Source organism: uncultured Fibrobacter sp., from assembly GCF_947305105.1.
GTDB lineage: Bacteria > Fibrobacterota > Fibrobacteria > Fibrobacterales > Fibrobacteraceae > Fibrobacter.
On record NZ_CAMZCS010000003.1, the window covers coordinates 62,537 to 78,864 of the forward strand.

Consider the following 16,328-nt stretch of genomic DNA (forward strand, 5'->3'; position numbering starts at 1 on the left):
AAACATGAATTAAACATCAAGTAATAAAAGGGTTCGTACATGAAAGCAATTTCTCAGACCGAGCAAGTTATTGCAGCGTTGGAAAAAGAAGGCGGGTTCGCGACTTTTAAACGGTTAAATGAAATTGTTGATTTTTCTAAATGGAAAACGAAAACTCCGGAAGCTAGTGTTCGAAGAATTGTTCAAGACAGCGACCAAATTTTCAAGATTAGACCTGGTTTATGGGCTCTGGAAAAATATCGAAAGGAGGTCTTGTTACGTCTTGATTTGAAAATTGGTGACAAAAAAAGTGAACAATCATTTGACCATGGATATTATCAGGGATTGTTGGTTGAAATAGGAAAGTTTAAGAAACTGACCACATATGTTCCTGCACAGGATAAAAATCGCAAGTTTCTTGGGAAAAAGCTAGCGGAAGTTACTGATACTACCGATATTCCGCATTTTACCTATGACACGATTCTAAGAAAGGCCAAAACGGTTGATGTAATATGGTTCAATGAAAGAAATATGCCGTCGTTTTTTTATGAAGTAGAACATACAACTGATATAAAGAACTCTCTTTCCAAATTTTACGAATTGCAAGATTTTTCGGCGGAGTTCTTTATTGTTGCAGCGGCAACGAGAAAAAATGAGTTTGATGACAAATTGAATGCTTCTATTTTTAATTCCATAAAGGAACGAGTGAATTTTTTGGATTATGACAAAGTCGTTAAACGACATGAGGGTTTGACGATCGCTAAAAATGCGTCTTGGTAATTTTATAAAATCAATATGCGAATCTATTTTCGAAAAGTTTGAATTGCCGACGCTATCGTAATTACAGGGAAACTTATGCTTTCCTTATATTAACGTAAGCTTTTAGGTTATTGGGAGTGGATTGTTGTACAGCTATATTATAGCTTTTTCAAAATAACTTGGAGCTGCTGCCAGTAATCTTCTAGTTTTGGACTTGCTGCAGAGAAATGAGGTAGATAATAAACACGATAGCCTTCTTTTTCCAAGGTGTTTCGTAAAAATCGCTCACAATCCCTTCCAAGGGCGATCAGTATAGGCTTTTTTTTATTATCAAGAATACTAAGTTCTTCTTTTAGTTTCTCTATGTTACTTTCTAGCTTTTGCGGGTTGTTTTTTAGAATGCTTTTAAGTTTTTTTGCATCTTTTGTGGGAATATCTTTTATAAGGTCTGTGATATAAGAACCTTTCGCGGTGCAAAAACTATTTTCATTGCGTTTCATAACGGCGAATCGAAGTTTATAGTCGCGCCCTTTACTATAGGATGAATGAAAGTTAATCCAACTATCTTGTTTTGCATGCCCGTTTTTCCCTTTATGATTGTCAGCTGCATTTAGAGCAATGAATACAAAATCTGTTTTTATTTCTTCTATAAGAAGATTTTCATCCTTCGCCCAATTCATTGAGCCGACATTTTCTTTTGTAGATAGATTGTCAGAATTGGGCATATCCCAAATTGCCCAGCTAGCGACTGCCCCGTATTCTTTTTTTAGTTCATTAAATTTATCTTCTTTAATGCTCATGTCGACATCTGCTTTTTTTACAGAATATATAACAAAAGTAATGGGTTCTACGCTATTTGCAAAGTGATCTGCGTGTTATTTTTATAAAAGATGGGTTACTGACACATAATAATCTCTGGTGGTTTAAAATTTCGTTCAAAAATAGTGGTTTCGGATAATCGTAACAGCCGTATAAAACTCTAGCAATCATGCTGGGGCTTCTGGTACTTTGTGGGGCAAATTATAAAAAAAATGTGCACTATATAGCGTGGCTAAAAACTGCACTATTTATATGTTTGAAGAGAACAGCTTAAATGAATTAGTTATATGTCTCTTCAAAATAATATTGGCAAAGCAATTCGCGCTCTACGTTCGCAGAAAGGCGTTTCGCAGGAAAAACTTGCTCTCGAAACAGGTGTTGGCCGACGCTATATGAGCGACATTGAGAACGGCCGCCGCAACGTCTCACTTGAAATTATTGAAAAACTCGCCAATTTCTTTGAATTAAGTCCGAGTGATTTTGTCAAGCGTATCGAAAATGCTGATTTCCCTCCTCTTACGATTGATTCTTTCAAGAAATATCTTTGCGAACATGGTTATGAGGATACCGTAGTCCTTGAAAAGCCTGATTACATGGAAGCCGTTGTTGGTGTTAGTGAAAATGGCCGTGTCATTTACGCATACGAAAAAATGGTTCGTTCACTGATGCTGTTTGACGGCATGAATTACGAAGAAGCTGCTGAATTCATTGACTTCAACACTCTTGGGGCTTTACCTAGCATGGGCGAGAAAGCTCCGATTGTATTGATGGAAATTGAGGAGTAAAAATATGGCACAACAATTAACGGATATCTTGACTTATTTTCTTGATAATTACATTCAAGGGAAAAAGGAAAAGAATGGAAAAGACGCTGCAGCGTGGAAAGCTATTCGTGACAGTGCTCCAGAGAAGGTATACGAAACAGGGCTGGTTGATGCAAAAAAATATTTGGTCAAAGGAAGCGTTGGAAAAGGTGTATGGGCCGATGTTCCTTGGTTAGGAGTTTTTAGAAAAGACATTACAACTAGCGCCCAAAACGGTGTATATATCGTTTATCTTCTTTCTTCAGACTCCAGTGCGATATACTTAACATTCAATCAGGGCGTTACAAATCCAATAAAAAATGTTAACCCCTATTTGAAGGATGTTAAAGATGATGATCTAAAAAAAAGTAAAGGAAAGATTATCCAAGAAAACGTTGCGATTGTACGTAACAAAATTGACAAACGCATTTTTCAATCGGATGATGAAATACATCTCGCAGAGAAAGGTCTTGGAGAGCAATATGAGAAGGGAACCATTTTTTATAAAAAATATGTTAAAGGTGGGTTGCCTTCTGAAGAGCAGCTTCAAAAAGATTTAAAAGAGATGCTTGAAATCTACGAAGAGTTCTATGAACAATTTTATAAAAGCATTCCCGTCAAACAACAAGAAGAGGAAACAAAAATGGCCAACGAAAATATGAATATGATTTTCTTTGGAGCACCAGGAACGGGAAAATCATATAAAATTGACAGCAACCTTTTCAAAGACGAAAACGGAAATTCCCTTGGAAAGGGTATAAAGGCAATCCCAGACGCTCGCAAATTCCGCACAACGTTCCACCCAGATTACGATTATGTACAGTTTGTAGGCGCATACAAACCAAAAAAAGTCGAAAACATCGACAACGGATTGTTGACTAAGGAACAACTTGCGCAGAAGCTATTTGAGGTCTTTCCTAATAATAGTGATGGAGAACTTGATAAAACGACTGCTATTACATTATTCGGCTTACAATACGCCAACTCCTTGAAAGATAAAAACATGAAAGAAATCGTGAGACTTTCTAATATAGGAGCCGACCAATACAAAAGCGCATACCTGTCTGCAGCAACAAAAGCTCGATTAGAATTTTCAGATATTGATGAGAAAATAACTTATTCCTTCGTTCCGCAGGTTTTCGCAAAGGCTTACGCTACCGCTTGGAAGCAGTATATCGCTGCGGGCAATGCTTCGACAACCGAGAACCAGGTCTATCTCGTCATCGAAGAAATCAACCGCGGGAACTGCGCCCAGATATTCGGCGATATTTTCCAGTTGCTTGACCGTGACATTAACGGATTTTCGCAATATCCGATTAACGCAGATTGTGATCTCGCAGATTGGCTAAAAAAAGACTCTGTCTTGAGCGAAAAGTCTGTTTGGGAGGCATACGAAACACTAATCGGCGAAGGTCTGCTGAAGCTCCCACCCAACTTGAACATTCTCGCCACAATGAACACCAGCGACCAGTCGCTGTTCCCCATGGACAGCGCATTCAAGCGCCGCTTTGACTGGGAATATGTACCAATCAAATACGCAAAAGATGCTGATTGTGGAGATAATTGGAACGCCGACGAATTCAAAATTGACGTTAACGGCTCCGCATACATGTGGCTTGATTTCTTGAAGAATGTCAATGCCGATATTTACGACGCGACGCAGAGCGAAGACAAGCAAATGGGTGAATTTTTCATCAAGCCGAAGGATGATAAGACAATCAGGTTTGAAGACTTCCGCTCAAAGGTGCTTTTCTATCTTTGGGATTCTGTCTACAAGGATGAAACAGACCGGAAGAAAGTATTCTTCTTCGAATACAATGCAGAAATTACAAAGGTGACATTCCAGTCACTCTTCGGTAAAGATGCCGAAAGAATCGTGAAAAAGATTATGGAAAACTTGGGCGTTAAAGAAGTGAATGGCTAACGCCATTTGGTTGCTCCATGATTTTCCTGTTCGAAGAATTTGCCTACGATGCCGATTACCTCAAGAGGGTTATCGGCTATAAGGGCAATAGCGATTTCCAGAGCGAAAGCGGTTTCAACACGGAAACGACCGACAAGGGAGCCAAAATAAACGGAGTCGGTTACTGCTTCTTCAATGGGAATCCTGTATTCGTGCTGCCTAAGGTTTTTCTTGATGGCGGCAAAACAAAAGCGTTCGGGGCTCCAATCGATTCCAAGGGTAAGGATATTTTTGGACAGAGCGATTCACCCATAAAGAACATTCAACGCAAGTTCCTCTCGTCCCTTTCGACATGGCTCTATTCTGCCATAGACAAATACCGTTCAGATAGCGACTTGGCAGGAGTCCGTTCCCCCGACCACATGGAACATTCCAAGTTCAAGGGGGATGCCCGCTACGCGACGCTACTCGATGTCATGAGCAGCATGGAACTGTTCTATAAAAAGAACAAGAACCTGTTCGTATTTGTCGCCAAGAACAAACATAGCGGAAACAACAAAATCAACTGGCAGCGGACTATCGCGAAAAAGGCCCCCTTCATCCAGGACAATTCGCCAATCTATATGGAACTGGTGAACAAGAAGAAGGTCTTCGATTTGGACGACCGGCTGCTTGTCTTGTATTTCTCCGCGATGAAGTTCATCCAGGACGAATTCGGGTTCGAAATGCCACAAAGCGAGTACTATGTCCCGCTTAAAAAGCAGGAATTCGCGCGTCTTTTAGAAAACGAGCGCGGTTTGCGCGAGCTTCGCCGCATCAAGTACAAGTATTTCGAAGACCGTCTGCTAAAGCTCTACAATATCATGGATGCGTTTTTCCGTTGGGGCGCCAGGTATACCAATAAAGACGTAAAGGCGAAGGAATACCTGATTGCGAATTCGTTCAATAACGTATTCGAGACGATGATAGATAGCCTCATCAGCGACCAGGACGCAAAAACTAAGAAATTGAAGAACAACGAGGACGGCAAGATAATCGACCACCTGTACAAGGAAAAGTCCCTGATATTTGCCGACGGACACGAAAGCATTTGGCATATTGGCGACAGTAAGTACTATCAGGAAGATAATGACTTGTCGACAGAATCCGTTGCCAAGCAGTACACCTACGCCAAGAATATCGTCCAAAGCTTCTTCTCGCCAAAATTTATAAATGACGACAAGAAATACTATGGTTCGGGAGTCTATGAAGGTATCCGCTATAGGGACCCGTTAACGGAAGGTTATAGCGTCACGCCAAACTTCTTTATACGCGGATTTGTCCCGGAATACGAAGGCGACGAACAATATGACGACCCGTATTTCTCGACGAAGGACGGATTGAGGGATCCCATCAAGTCCGATGAAGACGACATGTGGGATAAGCGCAACCGTCATTTCCGAAATCGTCTTTTTGACCGCGACACGCTCCTACTGAAGGTGTACAACATTAACTTCTTGTATGTGCTCAAGACGTACACTTCCAAACAATCGTCCCTGCGCGAAGATTTCAAGAAAAAGACGCGCAAAAGATTCCGCAAGGAATTCCTGGAATTGTTGGATAAAAAATATGTATTCTATGCGGTATGGCCTAAAGAATCGGAGGTCGATTTTGTCAACGCCCATTTCCGCATGCTGGCCGGAAAAATCTTCAAGCCTACCGGCTTTAAATGTTTGATTTTGGCTTTGGAAAAAGAACCGCCGCAGACCGACAAAGAAAAAGAAGATTTAAATGAAATGTGGGGCAAAATAAAAGATAAATGTGATTGGTTCAATATTACACCAAAAGATATTTTCCCAAATGTACAAGATCTAGAAGAGGCCAAATTTGAAAAAGAAGATTGGCTCTTTGACGAACGAAAGTTTGGAATTTTTATTAAACGAAAAGTTTTTGAAAAAGCGGAAATAGGAAAAACATATCGTTTACCAGCAAATATGGGAGAATACAAACTGGTAGGCAGCGTGTTTGGCGACATTGATTTGGAACGAATAAAGAAGAATAAATCTCCACTAGACGAATATTACTTTTTGCCCTGCAAAGAAGTCTGACACTTCCTGGATCTGCAGTATTCCCAATATGTATGGAATCGTTCAGAAATTAAAGAAAAAATGATGCGCTTGTATGGGATTTCTCTTGCAAATTTACTTTTTTTATTCTAAATCCCTTGACATATCTGATTTCTTTTCTATATATTGCGGCGGATCTCTAGTTCAATAAGGTGACGCCTTGCGTAGAACGCCACGAAAGTGGAAATCCCGGTTCGATTCCGGGGGGGTAAAGCATTGCAAGAAACAGTGTTTTACTCCCCTTAAATTGAGACGAATATGAGCGTGCAATATACGGATTTGTGCGAAAATTGCAGAAAAGCGGAATCTGTTTGGAAATTTTCCAAACGGATTTTTAATGATTGCCTAAAAAGGAATAAAATAGCAGAAGCCGAATGCCAAACAAAAGTTTTGGCGATTTTGTATTGTACCATAGCGGAGTCCTATTATTTAAAAATTTTGTACACTCCGAATTCTTTGTCTGAATCCGAAATTCAAGAAGTAAAGGATACAACAAAGTTTCATGGTATTTCAAAAGGATGGGAAAAATGCTTGGATATTGCATTAAAAAAATGCCAAGCAGCACCGAAAGGCTCTCATATACCGAATGTAAAACAAACTGTTGAACGGCTTATTAAAGCATATATTTTGGACCCGTCATTAATTCGGAATAAATTTGCTCATGGACAATGGTCAAATGCATTAAATAGTGAGCAAACAAAATTAAATTCTGAAGTGACAACAAAAATTCAAAAACTTGACGTGTCTGAAATAGAAAAATGTAAGTATGCTTTAACGAAACTTGCGCAAATAATGACAGACATATTAGCTTCCCCAAATAAAGCGCATATGAGGGATTTCTGGAAACTCATATGTGAATTGGAAGAAGAACTAGATAAACGACGTGAATGGACATTTGTCTCAAAAAAGGAAAAGCTAAAAAAAATCCCAGCGCCATTAAAGTTGCGAAAACGTTAATAATGGCTGAAAGACAATGATTTTCCCGCATCCGCGTAGGGATAGTGACCCCTTGGGGCGGAGACGCGCTTGCGCGGCTCCGTTTTAACAGCGCTGCGGGCGGGCCGCCAGGGCCGACCGGAGCGCGTTAAAATATAGCCCGACCCAGCGGGAGCCGGGGAACGCCCGTAAAGGGGTTCGCGGGATTCACTTGGAAATCTGCATCAGCATCCGGTTTTCCTCATTCCCCCACTGGACCTGGTACGTGTCCCCATCAATCTGGTCCAGCATTATAAAGTTGTACATGTTCTGCGTCGGGAACAGGGCGTAGCGTCCTGCCTTCTGGCTCCTTTTCAGGGCCTTCGCGATGTTCCCCGGGTTCAGCGGCACTTCGAACCGGGTGTCGTTCCCTTTCACCGAGTACTGCACTTGCCAGATTCTGCCTGTCTCCGTGTCGAGCTTCAGGAACGTCCACATGTTCTGCGTCGGGTACAGCTTGTACCGGGCATCCGTCCCGAACACGGAATCCGAGCATGCCGCAAGGCCGAACATGCAAATAGGCAGGAACAACAGGGCGATCATCCTTTTCATCGTACACCTCCGTCTTTTCGTGAACCGCGCCAACATGGCGGCCATCATAGTAAATATACGCCGATTCCACTGTCAAATAATGACAAAACGAATTTAGCCCAAAAAGCGCCATATAGTTAGGCAAATTGCATTTTTTGCAAAATGCTTTTGGAAAGCAGCAATTTTTATGTATATTTACCCCTGTATTACGACAATCCTCGTGACAGTCGGCATAGGCCATTGGCCCGTACGTGCATCCGCGACGAGGCGCATCCACCTTCTTGTAGGTGATGTTGGATAGCTGGCAGGAGAAACAGCCTGCTCGAGTGTGTGGCGGAAGCCATGCCAGGTAACGCCGGGGAAGGCCCCCGCCAACAGCATCGCAAGAGCATCCCAAATATAAACAAACCCTTATTGTGCCTGCAGTGCAGACGCAATTAAAACCGTTTTTAATGTTCGCTCATGCCGAGCGGGCTAAAGGATTATTATGTCAAGAAAAACTGATAAATTGGCTGTCGCGGAGTTCCCGCTTATTGACGAAACCCTGCTCAAATCGCGGATATATACCATCCGCGGGGTCAAGGTGATGCTTGATGCTGACCTGGCCGAGATTTACGGGTATACGACCAAAGCATTCAATCAGCAGGTCAAGAATAATATCGAAAAATTCGATGACGATTTCCGTTTTCAACTAAGCAGCAAAGAAGTTGATGAATGTTCAAGGTCAAAAATTTTGACCTTGAACGGCGGACATCGGGGGACTAACATAAAGTATGCCCCCTATGCATTTACCGAACAGGGTATCTACATGCTTATGACGGTGCTCAAGGGCGAACGGGCGACTGCTCAAAGCAAGGCTTTGATTCGCCTTTTCAAGCAGATGAAGGACTATATCGTTGCTGAAAACCATCAATTGCTCGGGACAGCGGGAATTGCCCAGATTGCAGCACAGACTGTTCAAAACACGCGCGAAATCGCAACGGTTTCCGCTGAAGTAAAGGAGCTTTCCGGCGAAGTTCGCGATATCCGGAGCGATTTGGGAAAAATCAATGTGGACCTCCGGATGGTCATGGAAAATTTCGTTGATCCTTCGTCTTTCAGGCACTTCCTGATTCTGAACGGTCAGAAATTGGAGGCAGATGTCGCTTACGCGCAGATTTACGGCATGGCGAAGAAATCGGTGCTGATTGTAGATAACTATGTAGATGTCAAGACGCTGAATTTGCTCCGGAACGTGCGCAAAGGCGTTTCCGTCCTGATTTTTAGCGACTTGCTCGGTGGAAGCCGCATGACAGACGACATGCTTGCCGATTATCGGGCCGCCCGACCGGACGTGTCGATTGACAAGAAACCCGCCATGCACAAATTCCACGACCGCTACATTCTCGTAGATTTCAAGACCAAGAGCGAAAAACTGTACCATTGCGGCGCATCTTCCAAGGATGCGGGCAACAAGATTACGACCATCGTCCGGCTCGATGATGCTGATGCATACCGGAACATGTTTGAGGAATTGTTGGAGCAGAGCGGAAAGTAACCGGTCGCAAATTGCGACCTCATGGAGGCTATATGACTAAAAATAAAGAGAATGTCCCTGCAAAAGCGGTGGAATCACTATTCAATAAGGTTTCGAACTTGATTGAACAAGCGCGAGTTCGCGTGGCTACGGCAATGAATGTTGCCGAAGTCTACACGAAATACCAGATTGGGCGATTAATCGTAGAAGATGAGCAAAAAGGTAAGTATCGAGCGGAATATGGCAAGCAGATTCTATCGAAATTGTCAGAACGATTGTTATCAACCTATGAAAGTGGGTGGACCGTTGATACGCTCAAGCGTTGTCGCTTTTTTTACCGTGTTTATTGTCCTCAGCAAATTGGGGCAACAGTGTTGCCCCAATCTGAAGTTTTGCCAGAATTCACCCTTTCGTGGTCCCATTACCTGGTGCTCATGCGTATCAAGAATGCCGATGAACGCCGTTTTTACGAGATAGAGGCCACTTCCGGGAACTGGTCTTTTCGCGAGTTGCAGCGGCAGTATGGTTCAAGCCTGTATGAGCGTCTTGCGCTGAGCCGGGACAAGGAGCAGGTTGTCCGTTTGGCACAGGTTGGCAACGTGGTGGAAAAGCCGGAGGATATCATCAAGAATCCGGTGACGCTTGAATTTGTTGGCTTGAAGCCGGACGCTTCGTATTCGGAATCGAAACTGGAATCTGCTATCATCGGTAAATTGCAAGATTTCCTGCTTGAATTGGGGAAAGGATTCCTGTTCGAAGCGCGTCAGAAGCGTTTCTCCTTTGACGAGGACAACTACTATGTGGACTTGGTCTTGTACAATCGTCTGCTGCAGTGCTATGTGCTCGTTGACTTGAAGGTCGATAAGTTGACCCATCAGGATCTCGGCCAGATGCAGATGTACGTAAACTACTACGACCGGTATGTAAAGCAGGATTTCGAAAAGCCGACTATCGGCATTTTGCTTTGCAAGGAGAAGAAGGATACCCTTGTAAGGCTGACATTGCCCGAAGATGCGAATATTTACGCCTCCGCTTATGAGTTGTATCTGCCGGACAAGAAACTATTGCAGGCGAAGGTCAAGGAGTGGGTAAATGAATTTGAAAATGCAAGATAAGAGTATTGTGAAGACGCGCCCTTCAACCAATTAAAGGAGAAATACGATGAAGAAAAAATCAGAAGAAGAGAACAAGAAAGATAATACTGGATGGAATGCCTTTTTGGAATTGCGTAGGCAGGCTCAGCGCGGTATGCTCCGGACCATGCAGCAGCTTTCCGCCGATGCCGAAAAGGTTGGTTCCGCCGAAATGACACTCGACGAAATCAACGCCGAAATCGCCGCAGCCAGGAGCGGGAAATAAACTTAACCATAAAAGTGAGGAAAAAATGGACTATACATTTACAGAAAAAGAAGTTGAAATGATGTATAACTGGGGGATGTACGCTGATGGGGAAAGCGGCTTCAATGAAGAAGAAAAAAAATTATACAATAAATTGGAGCGAATTTTTACACCGCTTCAAAAAGAAAAAGATAATGAGCAAAAGGTTGTAGATTTTTTCGAAGAAATTAGCAATACATACGAAAATGTGAGTTATTATTGGGGTACTGGCACCTGTATCAAATTTATCGACTTTGACAAAACGCTTTGCTTTGACACTAAAAAAACTAAATACACAGATGTAGTGCTCGAGGTGTCGAAGGTAATAAACAAATTGAAGGTGAAGAAGCGAAGCAATTGAAAATTCAACCGGTCACAAATTGGGGCAACAGTGTTGCCCCATAGCTCGAACTGGGCTAGTCCTCTTCCTCTTCTTCTTCCTCCTCGTTCTCTTCTTCTACCTCTTCTTCTTCGTCCTTTTTCGTTGATTCGAGTTTCTTTGATGTTTCCGACTTGCATTCGTCCTTGAGCTCGTTAAAGAGCCTTTCCCGTTTTTCCTTTAGGGCTTGCTTGGTTTCTTCATCATCCAGACCCCAGAAAAATACGTCGTCGGTCGTGGAAAATTCCCAAATGGTGATGGTTTTGATGCCCTCGTCATCGAAACATTCCAGTTCATCGTCAGTTCCCTTCCACTTTGTACCACTATAGCTTCCTCTGTGATCACCGGGTCTTGAACACACCAGTTGTCTCATAGAGCCTGTGCCCCGGATGTATAGCGAATCGACATAGGTGGTGTCGTTGACCAGCACATAGTGTTCCAGACGCCTTTCTCCAAAAGTTTCGCTGCTGAGAACTGTGTAGTAGGCCCATATTTCGTCGTCTATGTCAAGGTGGTCGCAGCCTTCCTTGAAATTTATGGAGCCCGCGTTCTCGAAGACATGACGGGTATTGCTAAAATCTTCCTCGCTGGAGGAGCTGGACTCGGCTTCGGAAGAACTGGACTTGGCGTTGTCCTTGCCGCTATCTATTTCGGTTTCGTCGTCTCCTGCGCTACTGGCGTTACTGCTGTCGCCGCTGCAGGCCACCATGCATAGCGCGATGGCGAAGGGAATGCTCATGGCCAAGGCCTTTGCGGTGTCTATAATTCTGGAATTCATAATGGGTGCTCCCGTTTGATTGGTTGTGCTGTTGTGTAAATATATAATACATTTGGTTTTTTTCTATATTTGCGTGCGTTTAAGGTTATGCCTTAAGGACAATTTGACTCAAGAAAAGGAACGCTATGCCAGCTTTTGATCCGAATGCGAAAAAGATGCTGATTTCGGGAAACGAGGCCATCTCGCTTTCCATGCGCCACTGCAACGTGCAGTTTGCCGCAGGTTACCCGGGTACTCCCTCTACCGAAATCCTCGAGGACTATTCTGAACTCGGCGGGTATGCCCAGTGGGCCCCGAACGAGAAGGTCGCCGCCGAAGTGGCCCTGGGCGCAGCCTTTGGCCATGCCCGCAGCGTGGTCACCATGAAGATGGTGGGCCTCAACGTGGCTAGCGATGTGCTCTACACCGCGACCTACACGGGCGTGGACGGCGCCATGGTGTGGATCGTTGCCGACGACCCGGGTCAGGGCAGCTCCCAGAACGAACAGGATACCCGCAACCACGCCAAGGCATCCGTTTGCCCGATGTTCGAGCCCTCCAACTCCCAGGAAGCCTACGACTTCTTCCGCATTGCGGTGCAGACGAGCGAAAAGTTCAAGATTCCCGTCATCCTGCGCATGACGACCCGCGTGGACCACTCCAAGTCTATCGTGGTGCCCAAAGAAGAACTCCCGGCTATGGTGCCGAACTTCGAACGCAATATTGCCGGCCATGTGATGGTGCCCGGCTTCTCTAAGCCGGCCGGCCGCCGTCTCCGTGCCAAGATGGACGAGATGGAAGCCTGGAACGTCGCGGAAGGCCCCAATCGGGTGGAAATGCGCAGCGAGGACTTCGGTATCATCGTGAGCGGCATCAGCTACCACCATGTTCGTGAAGCCGCCCCGGAAGCAAGCATCCTCAAGCTCGGCATGACCTACCCGCTGCCGATGCAGCTCATCAAGGATTTCGCCAAGAAGTTCGAAGGCAAGCGCCTCATGGTCATCGAAGAGAACGACCCGTGGCTCGCCGAGAACATCAAGGCCGCCGGTATCCAGTGCGAAAGCAAGTTTGACCCGATTTTCCGCTTTGGCGAACTCGACGTGAACCGCGTGCGCCGCATTATCGCTGGCGATCGCAATCCGGACCCGGTTCCGGTCAAGGGCAAGCCGCCTATGCTTTGCCCGGGCTGCCCGCACCGCAGCTCTTTCGCCATGCTCAAGGAACTCGACTGCATCGTCTCCGGCGACATCGGCTGCTATACGCTCGCCGCTCTCCCGCCCATCAGCGCGATGGACTACATGATTGACATGGGTGCCGCTATCGGCATGGGTATCGGTCTCCGCAACGTGCTCCCGCGCGAACAGGCCAAGAAGGTCGTCTCCGTGATTGGCGACTCCACGTTTGTTCACAGCGGCATCACCGGTCTCGTGGAAGCGGGCTACAATCGCCCCGACACCGGCCATGTGGTCGTCATTCTCGACAACAGCATCACCGCCATGACAGGCCAGCAGGAACACCCGGGTACGGGCCGCCATCTGGACCACAGCCCGGCCTACAAGCTCGACTACGGTGCCATCGCGAAGACCGCCGGTTTCGACAACGTGTACGAAGTGAACCAGGTCAAGGAACCCGAGAAGTTCAAGGAACTCGTGAAGGAAGCCCTCGAGAAGGACGAGCTCACGCTCATCGTGGCGAAGAGTCCCTGCATTCTCGCTCTCAAGAGCATCCTCGCCTGGGACAAGGCCAACAAGGAAAAGGCTGAAAAGGCTCTCGCCGAGTCCGAAGCCGCTGCTAAAAAGAACGGCAATTTTTAAGGAGAAGTTTTTATGAGCGTAGTTAACGTGAAATTTGCCGGCCTCGGTGGCACAGGCGTTATCAAGGCGAGCGACGTGATGGCGGAACTCGTGTTCGAACAGGGTTACGACGTGAAGAAGGCCGAAGTGCACGGCATGAGCCAGCGCGGCGGTTCTATTGCTTCCGATGTCCGCTTCGCGAAGGACGAAGAAGTGCAGTCCCCGATGATCCCGACTGGCGAAGCCGACTACCTGGTGGTATTCGACGAGACGCAGGTCGTGGTGAACGAGGCCTTCCTCAAGCAGGGCGGCGTGCTCCTCACTCCGGCGGACATCGATGTCTCGAAGCTCGAGAACGTGAAGGCCCTGAACGTCGCGATGCTCGGCAAGCTTTCCAAGCACTTCGACTTTACCGTCGAACAGTGGGAAGTCGCCCTGAACAAGCTTTTCGCCGAAAAGTTCCACGAAGGGAACAAGAAGGCGTTCATGCTTGGCCGCGAAGGCTAATATTCGGATTGCCGGCCTATATTGTATAGGCCGGTTCTTTTTTTAGGATGGGCTTTATGGAGAAGTTATACTGGGTCGTTTTCGGCTGCCTTTTGTGGGTGGCGCGTGTGGCGCAACTCTGTTTCCTCTACTGGATGGACGCTCCGACGGGCGGGCCGATTGTCGAGGATTGGGGGCGGTTCTTCCCGCAGTCGATGGTTGTCGAGGCGGGTATGGCGATGGCGATTGCCTTCGTGTTCGGCTCGGTTTCACTTTTGCTGAAGGGCCATGCCCTGCGCAAGGTGTGGGGTGTGCTTTCGGTTGTTGTCGCGGGCGTGTATATTGTCGCTAGTGGCGGTGACGACGAACTGGTCCGCTGGATGGGCCAGCACCTTTCGCTCTCCTTCTTTGGTACGTATTCCAACGCGGCCTCCGATATGGGCCTCGTCGGGCGAATCTTTATTGGCGGTATCGGGCATTTCTCGCTGAGTATCGGCTGGGGCGCGGCTACGATTTTTGCCGTGGTGATGCTGTACCGCAAGTTGTACTGGAAATGGTTCGGCTCCACGCACAAGAAACCTGCGATGGTTGCGCTCGGAATGTTGCTGATTGTCGCTGCCGTTGGGCTCTCTGCCCGTGTTTGGCTGGTCACGAGCAACATGTGCTGGAACCGCGTTTGCCCGGTGCTGTGGCGCATTGCCGGAGAAATCCGCGAAAACTTTGCCGACCCTGTGAAGGGCGAGGGCTACGAGGCGGGTATCCGTCTGTTGGGCGGCGACCCGTCGAAGGAATATCCCTTCTGGAAGGAGTATCCGCGCGAGGCGGTGTCTATTGCCGAGTTCAAGGCGAAGCCGATGGACGAGAGACCTGACATCATCTTCCTCACTATCGAGACTTTCCGCGGTTGGACGGGCGATATGCGCATCGGTACGGCTTGTGAAAAGTTCCATAACCTTTGCCGCCTTTCCAAGAAAGCGCTCTATTACCCGAACGCGCGCAGTGTGGGTTACCCCTCGGTTGAGGGCTTTTTGGGTGTGCTTGCTGGCGTGTGGAGCCACCCGACAAAGTCGTTCCTCTCGGATTACCCTAAGACAAACTTGCGCACCTTGCCGCAGATTCTCTCGGATGCGGGTTACTACACCGATGTGCTCACGGCGACGGAACCGAGTTTCGACAAACTGGACCCCTGGTTTGAGGCGTGGTTCAATCATTGGGAATTCAAGAGCGAAAATCAGCACGACGTTCCGCTGGCTGACCGCTTCCGCGAGGTTTACGCTTCGCGCCCTGCCGACAAGCCAATTTTCTTGAACTGGATGAGTACTTCCATGCATGTGCCGTTCAGCATTCCCTCTGAATATGGCCCGACGCCCGAAGACCCGGATGAGGCATACGTGAGGGCAGTCGCTTACATGGATAGCGCGGTCGGCATTGTCCTTGACGAAATCGAGAAGGGCCCGCGTGCCAACCAGACGTTGATTTTTGTAGTGGGTGACCATGCTTTTGGCAACAATGCACAGCATACGACGCCGGAATATATCGGGACTGTGCAGGAAGGCTATACGTGGGTGCCGTTGATGGTTGTTGGCCCGGGAATCAAGCCTAGCCTCCAGACTGAGGTGGTTTCGCAGGTAGACATTGCTCCGACGATTTTGGATTACCTTGGTCTTGAAATTTCAAATAACTTTGTCGGCCATACCCTTTTGGAACGCATTGCTGACGAACCTGCCGTTGCCGAAGTTCCGGCGGATTCTGCTGATTCGCTTGCCCAAGGGGATTCTGCCGCGGTGGCTCCGGCTTACCTGTTCCGCGCAACCTCCCAGTATGCTCCAGTATTCTCGTTCCGCCTTGCAGACATTGCCATGCAGCGGGATTCCCTGATTTACTACGGCAACATGGATGATCCGGAAGCGTCTTCGGTGTTCGCCACGCGGCTTGTCCCGGACTGGGATACCTTGCACCTGGCCGAAGGGTTTGTTACCGGACGGCGTTTGGGGGCGATTCCTGCCGATTTCGCCGATACCGAAAAGGCCATGCGCGATGCTGCCGAGGCTTGGCTGTATATCGTGAACAGCAATAAGCTCCGTCCTTGATTTCGCGTGCCCGCACAGGCCCTTTGGGCTTTTTTCTGTGCGTTATAATTTGTAAA

The 16,328-nt window shown here is 46.8% G+C and carries 15 protein-coding genes; 12 read left to right on the forward strand and 3 right to left on the reverse strand.

From position 1 onward, the window contains the following. The first annotated feature begins 39 nt into the window (after nt 1-39). The gene (locus Q0Y46_RS02360) at nt 40-759 is read left to right on the forward strand and encodes a hypothetical protein (RefSeq protein ID WP_297944439.1); all 720 of its coding nucleotides are present in this window, start codon (nt 40-42) and stop codon (nt 757-759) included. Nucleotides 760-896: 137 nt separating this feature from the next. On the opposite strand, the gene Q0Y46_RS02365 is transcribed toward Q0Y46_RS02360, so the two are convergent. Further along, on the reverse strand, nt 897-1,538 hold the full coding sequence (locus Q0Y46_RS02365; RefSeq protein WP_297944442.1) for a hypothetical protein: 642 nt from the start codon (nt 1,536-1,538) through the stop codon (nt 897-899). A 306-nt stretch (nt 1,539-1,844) separates the two neighbouring features. Between Q0Y46_RS02365 and Q0Y46_RS02370 the strand changes: the two genes are divergently transcribed. The 4 genes from Q0Y46_RS02370 (at nt 1,845) to Q0Y46_RS02385 (ending at nt 7,325) form a co-directional block, all read left to right on the forward strand. Then, nucleotides 1,845-2,342 (forward strand): XRE family transcriptional regulator, encoded by a 498-nt coding sequence (locus Q0Y46_RS02370; RefSeq protein WP_297944445.1) that lies wholly within the window; start codon nt 1,845-1,847, stop codon nt 2,340-2,342. A 4-nt stretch (nt 2,343-2,346) separates the two neighbouring features. Further along, on the forward strand, nt 2,347-4,284 hold the full coding sequence (locus Q0Y46_RS02375) for a DUF3578 domain-containing protein (RefSeq protein WP_297944448.1): 1,938 nt from the start codon (nt 2,347-2,349) through the stop codon (nt 4,282-4,284). 17 nt (nt 4,285-4,301) lie between these two features. Beyond that, nucleotides 4,302-6,350 carry an LlaJI family restriction endonuclease gene (locus Q0Y46_RS02380; protein WP_297944451.1) on the forward strand — a complete coding sequence of 683 codons (2,049 nt, stop codon included), beginning with the start codon at nt 4,302-4,304 and terminating at the stop codon, nt 6,348-6,350. A gap of 276 nt (nt 6,351-6,626) precedes the next feature. Continuing rightward, nucleotides 6,627-7,325, forward strand: coding sequence for a hypothetical protein (locus tag Q0Y46_RS02385; RefSeq protein WP_297944454.1), 699 nt, complete (start codon nt 6,627-6,629; stop codon nt 7,323-7,325). Nucleotides 7,326-7,511: 186 nt separating this feature from the next. On the opposite strand, the gene Q0Y46_RS02390 is transcribed toward Q0Y46_RS02385, so the two are convergent. After that, nucleotides 7,512-7,895, reverse strand: coding sequence for a hypothetical protein (locus tag Q0Y46_RS02390; protein WP_297944457.1), 384 nt, complete (start codon nt 7,893-7,895; stop codon nt 7,512-7,514). Nucleotides 7,896-8,361: 466 nt separating this feature from the next. Here Q0Y46_RS02390 and Q0Y46_RS02395 point away from each other — a divergent pair, with 466 nt between their 5' ends. The 4 genes from Q0Y46_RS02395 to Q0Y46_RS02410 are packed head-to-tail and all read left to right on the forward strand — an operon-like array spanning nt 8,362 to nt 11,128. Then, complete coding sequence (locus tag Q0Y46_RS02395) at nt 8,362-9,411, forward strand: ORF6N domain-containing protein (RefSeq protein ID WP_297944460.1); 1,050 nt, start codon at nt 8,362-8,364, stop codon at nt 9,409-9,411. A 32-nt stretch (nt 9,412-9,443) separates the two neighbouring features. Further along, the gene (locus tag Q0Y46_RS02400) at nt 9,444-10,505 is read left to right on the forward strand and encodes a PDDEXK nuclease domain-containing protein (RefSeq protein ID WP_297944463.1); all 1,062 of its coding nucleotides are present in this window, start codon (nt 9,444-9,446) and stop codon (nt 10,503-10,505) included. 46 nt (nt 10,506-10,551) lie between these two features. Next, complete coding sequence (locus tag Q0Y46_RS02405) at nt 10,552-10,749, forward strand: hypothetical protein (RefSeq protein WP_297944466.1); 198 nt, start codon at nt 10,552-10,554, stop codon at nt 10,747-10,749. A gap of 25 nt (nt 10,750-10,774) precedes the next feature. Next, a complete protein-coding gene (locus Q0Y46_RS02410; protein WP_297944469.1) occupies nt 10,775-11,128 on the forward strand; it encodes a hypothetical protein in 354 nt (117 codons plus the stop codon). Nucleotides 11,129-11,183: 55 nt separating this feature from the next. Here Q0Y46_RS02410 and Q0Y46_RS02415 read toward each other — a convergent pair whose 3' ends face one another. Continuing rightward, nucleotides 11,184-11,924: a hypothetical protein gene (locus Q0Y46_RS02415; protein WP_297944471.1), complete on the reverse strand. Its 741-nt coding sequence runs from the start codon at nt 11,922-11,924 to the stop codon at nt 11,184-11,186. 125 nt (nt 11,925-12,049) lie between these two features. Here Q0Y46_RS02415 and Q0Y46_RS02420 point away from each other — a divergent pair, with 125 nt between their 5' ends. The 3 genes from Q0Y46_RS02420 to Q0Y46_RS02430 are packed head-to-tail and all read left to right on the forward strand — an operon-like array spanning nt 12,050 to nt 16,272. Continuing rightward, the gene (locus Q0Y46_RS02420) at nt 12,050-13,717 is read left to right on the forward strand and encodes a thiamine pyrophosphate-dependent enzyme (RefSeq protein WP_290735951.1); all 1,668 of its coding nucleotides are present in this window, start codon (nt 12,050-12,052) and stop codon (nt 13,715-13,717) included. A gap of 12 nt (nt 13,718-13,729) precedes the next feature. Continuing rightward, nucleotides 13,730-14,203: a 2-oxoacid:acceptor oxidoreductase family protein gene (locus tag Q0Y46_RS02425; protein WP_073189284.1), complete on the forward strand. Its 474-nt coding sequence runs from the start codon at nt 13,730-13,732 to the stop codon at nt 14,201-14,203. A 56-nt stretch (nt 14,204-14,259) separates the two neighbouring features. Beyond that, nucleotides 14,260-16,272, forward strand: coding sequence for a sulfatase-like hydrolase/transferase (locus Q0Y46_RS02430; RefSeq protein ID WP_297944477.1), 2,013 nt, complete (start codon nt 14,260-14,262; stop codon nt 16,270-16,272). The last annotated feature ends 56 nt before the right edge of the window (nt 16,273-16,328 follow it).

Bases quoted from the DNA above. Each gene is read 5' to 3' on its own strand.
- Q0Y46_RS02360 (WP_297944439.1), top strand. From the start codon at position 40: ATGAAAGCAATTTCTCAGACCGAGCAAGTTATTGCAGCGTTGGAAAAA.
- Q0Y46_RS02365 (WP_297944442.1), bottom strand. From the start codon at position 1,538: ATGAGCATTAAAGAAGATAAATTTAATGAACTAAAAAAAGAATACGGG.
- Q0Y46_RS02370 (WP_297944445.1), top strand. From the start codon at position 1,845: ATGTCTCTTCAAAATAATATTGGCAAAGCAATTCGCGCTCTACGTTCG.
- Q0Y46_RS02375 (WP_297944448.1), top strand. From the start codon at position 2,347: ATGGCACAACAATTAACGGATATCTTGACTTATTTTCTTGATAATTAC.
- Q0Y46_RS02380 (WP_297944451.1), top strand. From the start codon at position 4,302: ATGATTTTCCTGTTCGAAGAATTTGCCTACGATGCCGATTACCTCAAG.
- Q0Y46_RS02385 (WP_297944454.1), top strand. From the start codon at position 6,627: ATGAGCGTGCAATATACGGATTTGTGCGAAAATTGCAGAAAAGCGGAA.
- Q0Y46_RS02390 (WP_297944457.1), bottom strand. From the start codon at position 7,895: ATGAAAAGGATGATCGCCCTGTTGTTCCTGCCTATTTGCATGTTCGGC.
- Q0Y46_RS02395 (WP_297944460.1), top strand. From the start codon at position 8,362: ATGTCAAGAAAAACTGATAAATTGGCTGTCGCGGAGTTCCCGCTTATT.
- Q0Y46_RS02400 (WP_297944463.1), top strand. From the start codon at position 9,444: ATGACTAAAAATAAAGAGAATGTCCCTGCAAAAGCGGTGGAATCACTA.
- Q0Y46_RS02405 (WP_297944466.1), top strand. From the start codon at position 10,552: ATGAAGAAAAAATCAGAAGAAGAGAACAAGAAAGATAATACTGGATGG.
- Q0Y46_RS02410 (WP_297944469.1), top strand. From the start codon at position 10,775: ATGGACTATACATTTACAGAAAAAGAAGTTGAAATGATGTATAACTGG.
- Q0Y46_RS02415 (WP_297944471.1), bottom strand. From the start codon at position 11,924: ATGAATTCCAGAATTATAGACACCGCAAAGGCCTTGGCCATGAGCATT.
- Q0Y46_RS02420 (WP_290735951.1), top strand. From the start codon at position 12,050: ATGCCAGCTTTTGATCCGAATGCGAAAAAGATGCTGATTTCGGGAAAC.
- Q0Y46_RS02425 (WP_073189284.1), top strand. From the start codon at position 13,730: ATGAGCGTAGTTAACGTGAAATTTGCCGGCCTCGGTGGCACAGGCGTT.
- Q0Y46_RS02430 (WP_297944477.1), top strand. From the start codon at position 14,260: ATGGAGAAGTTATACTGGGTCGTTTTCGGCTGCCTTTTGTGGGTGGCG.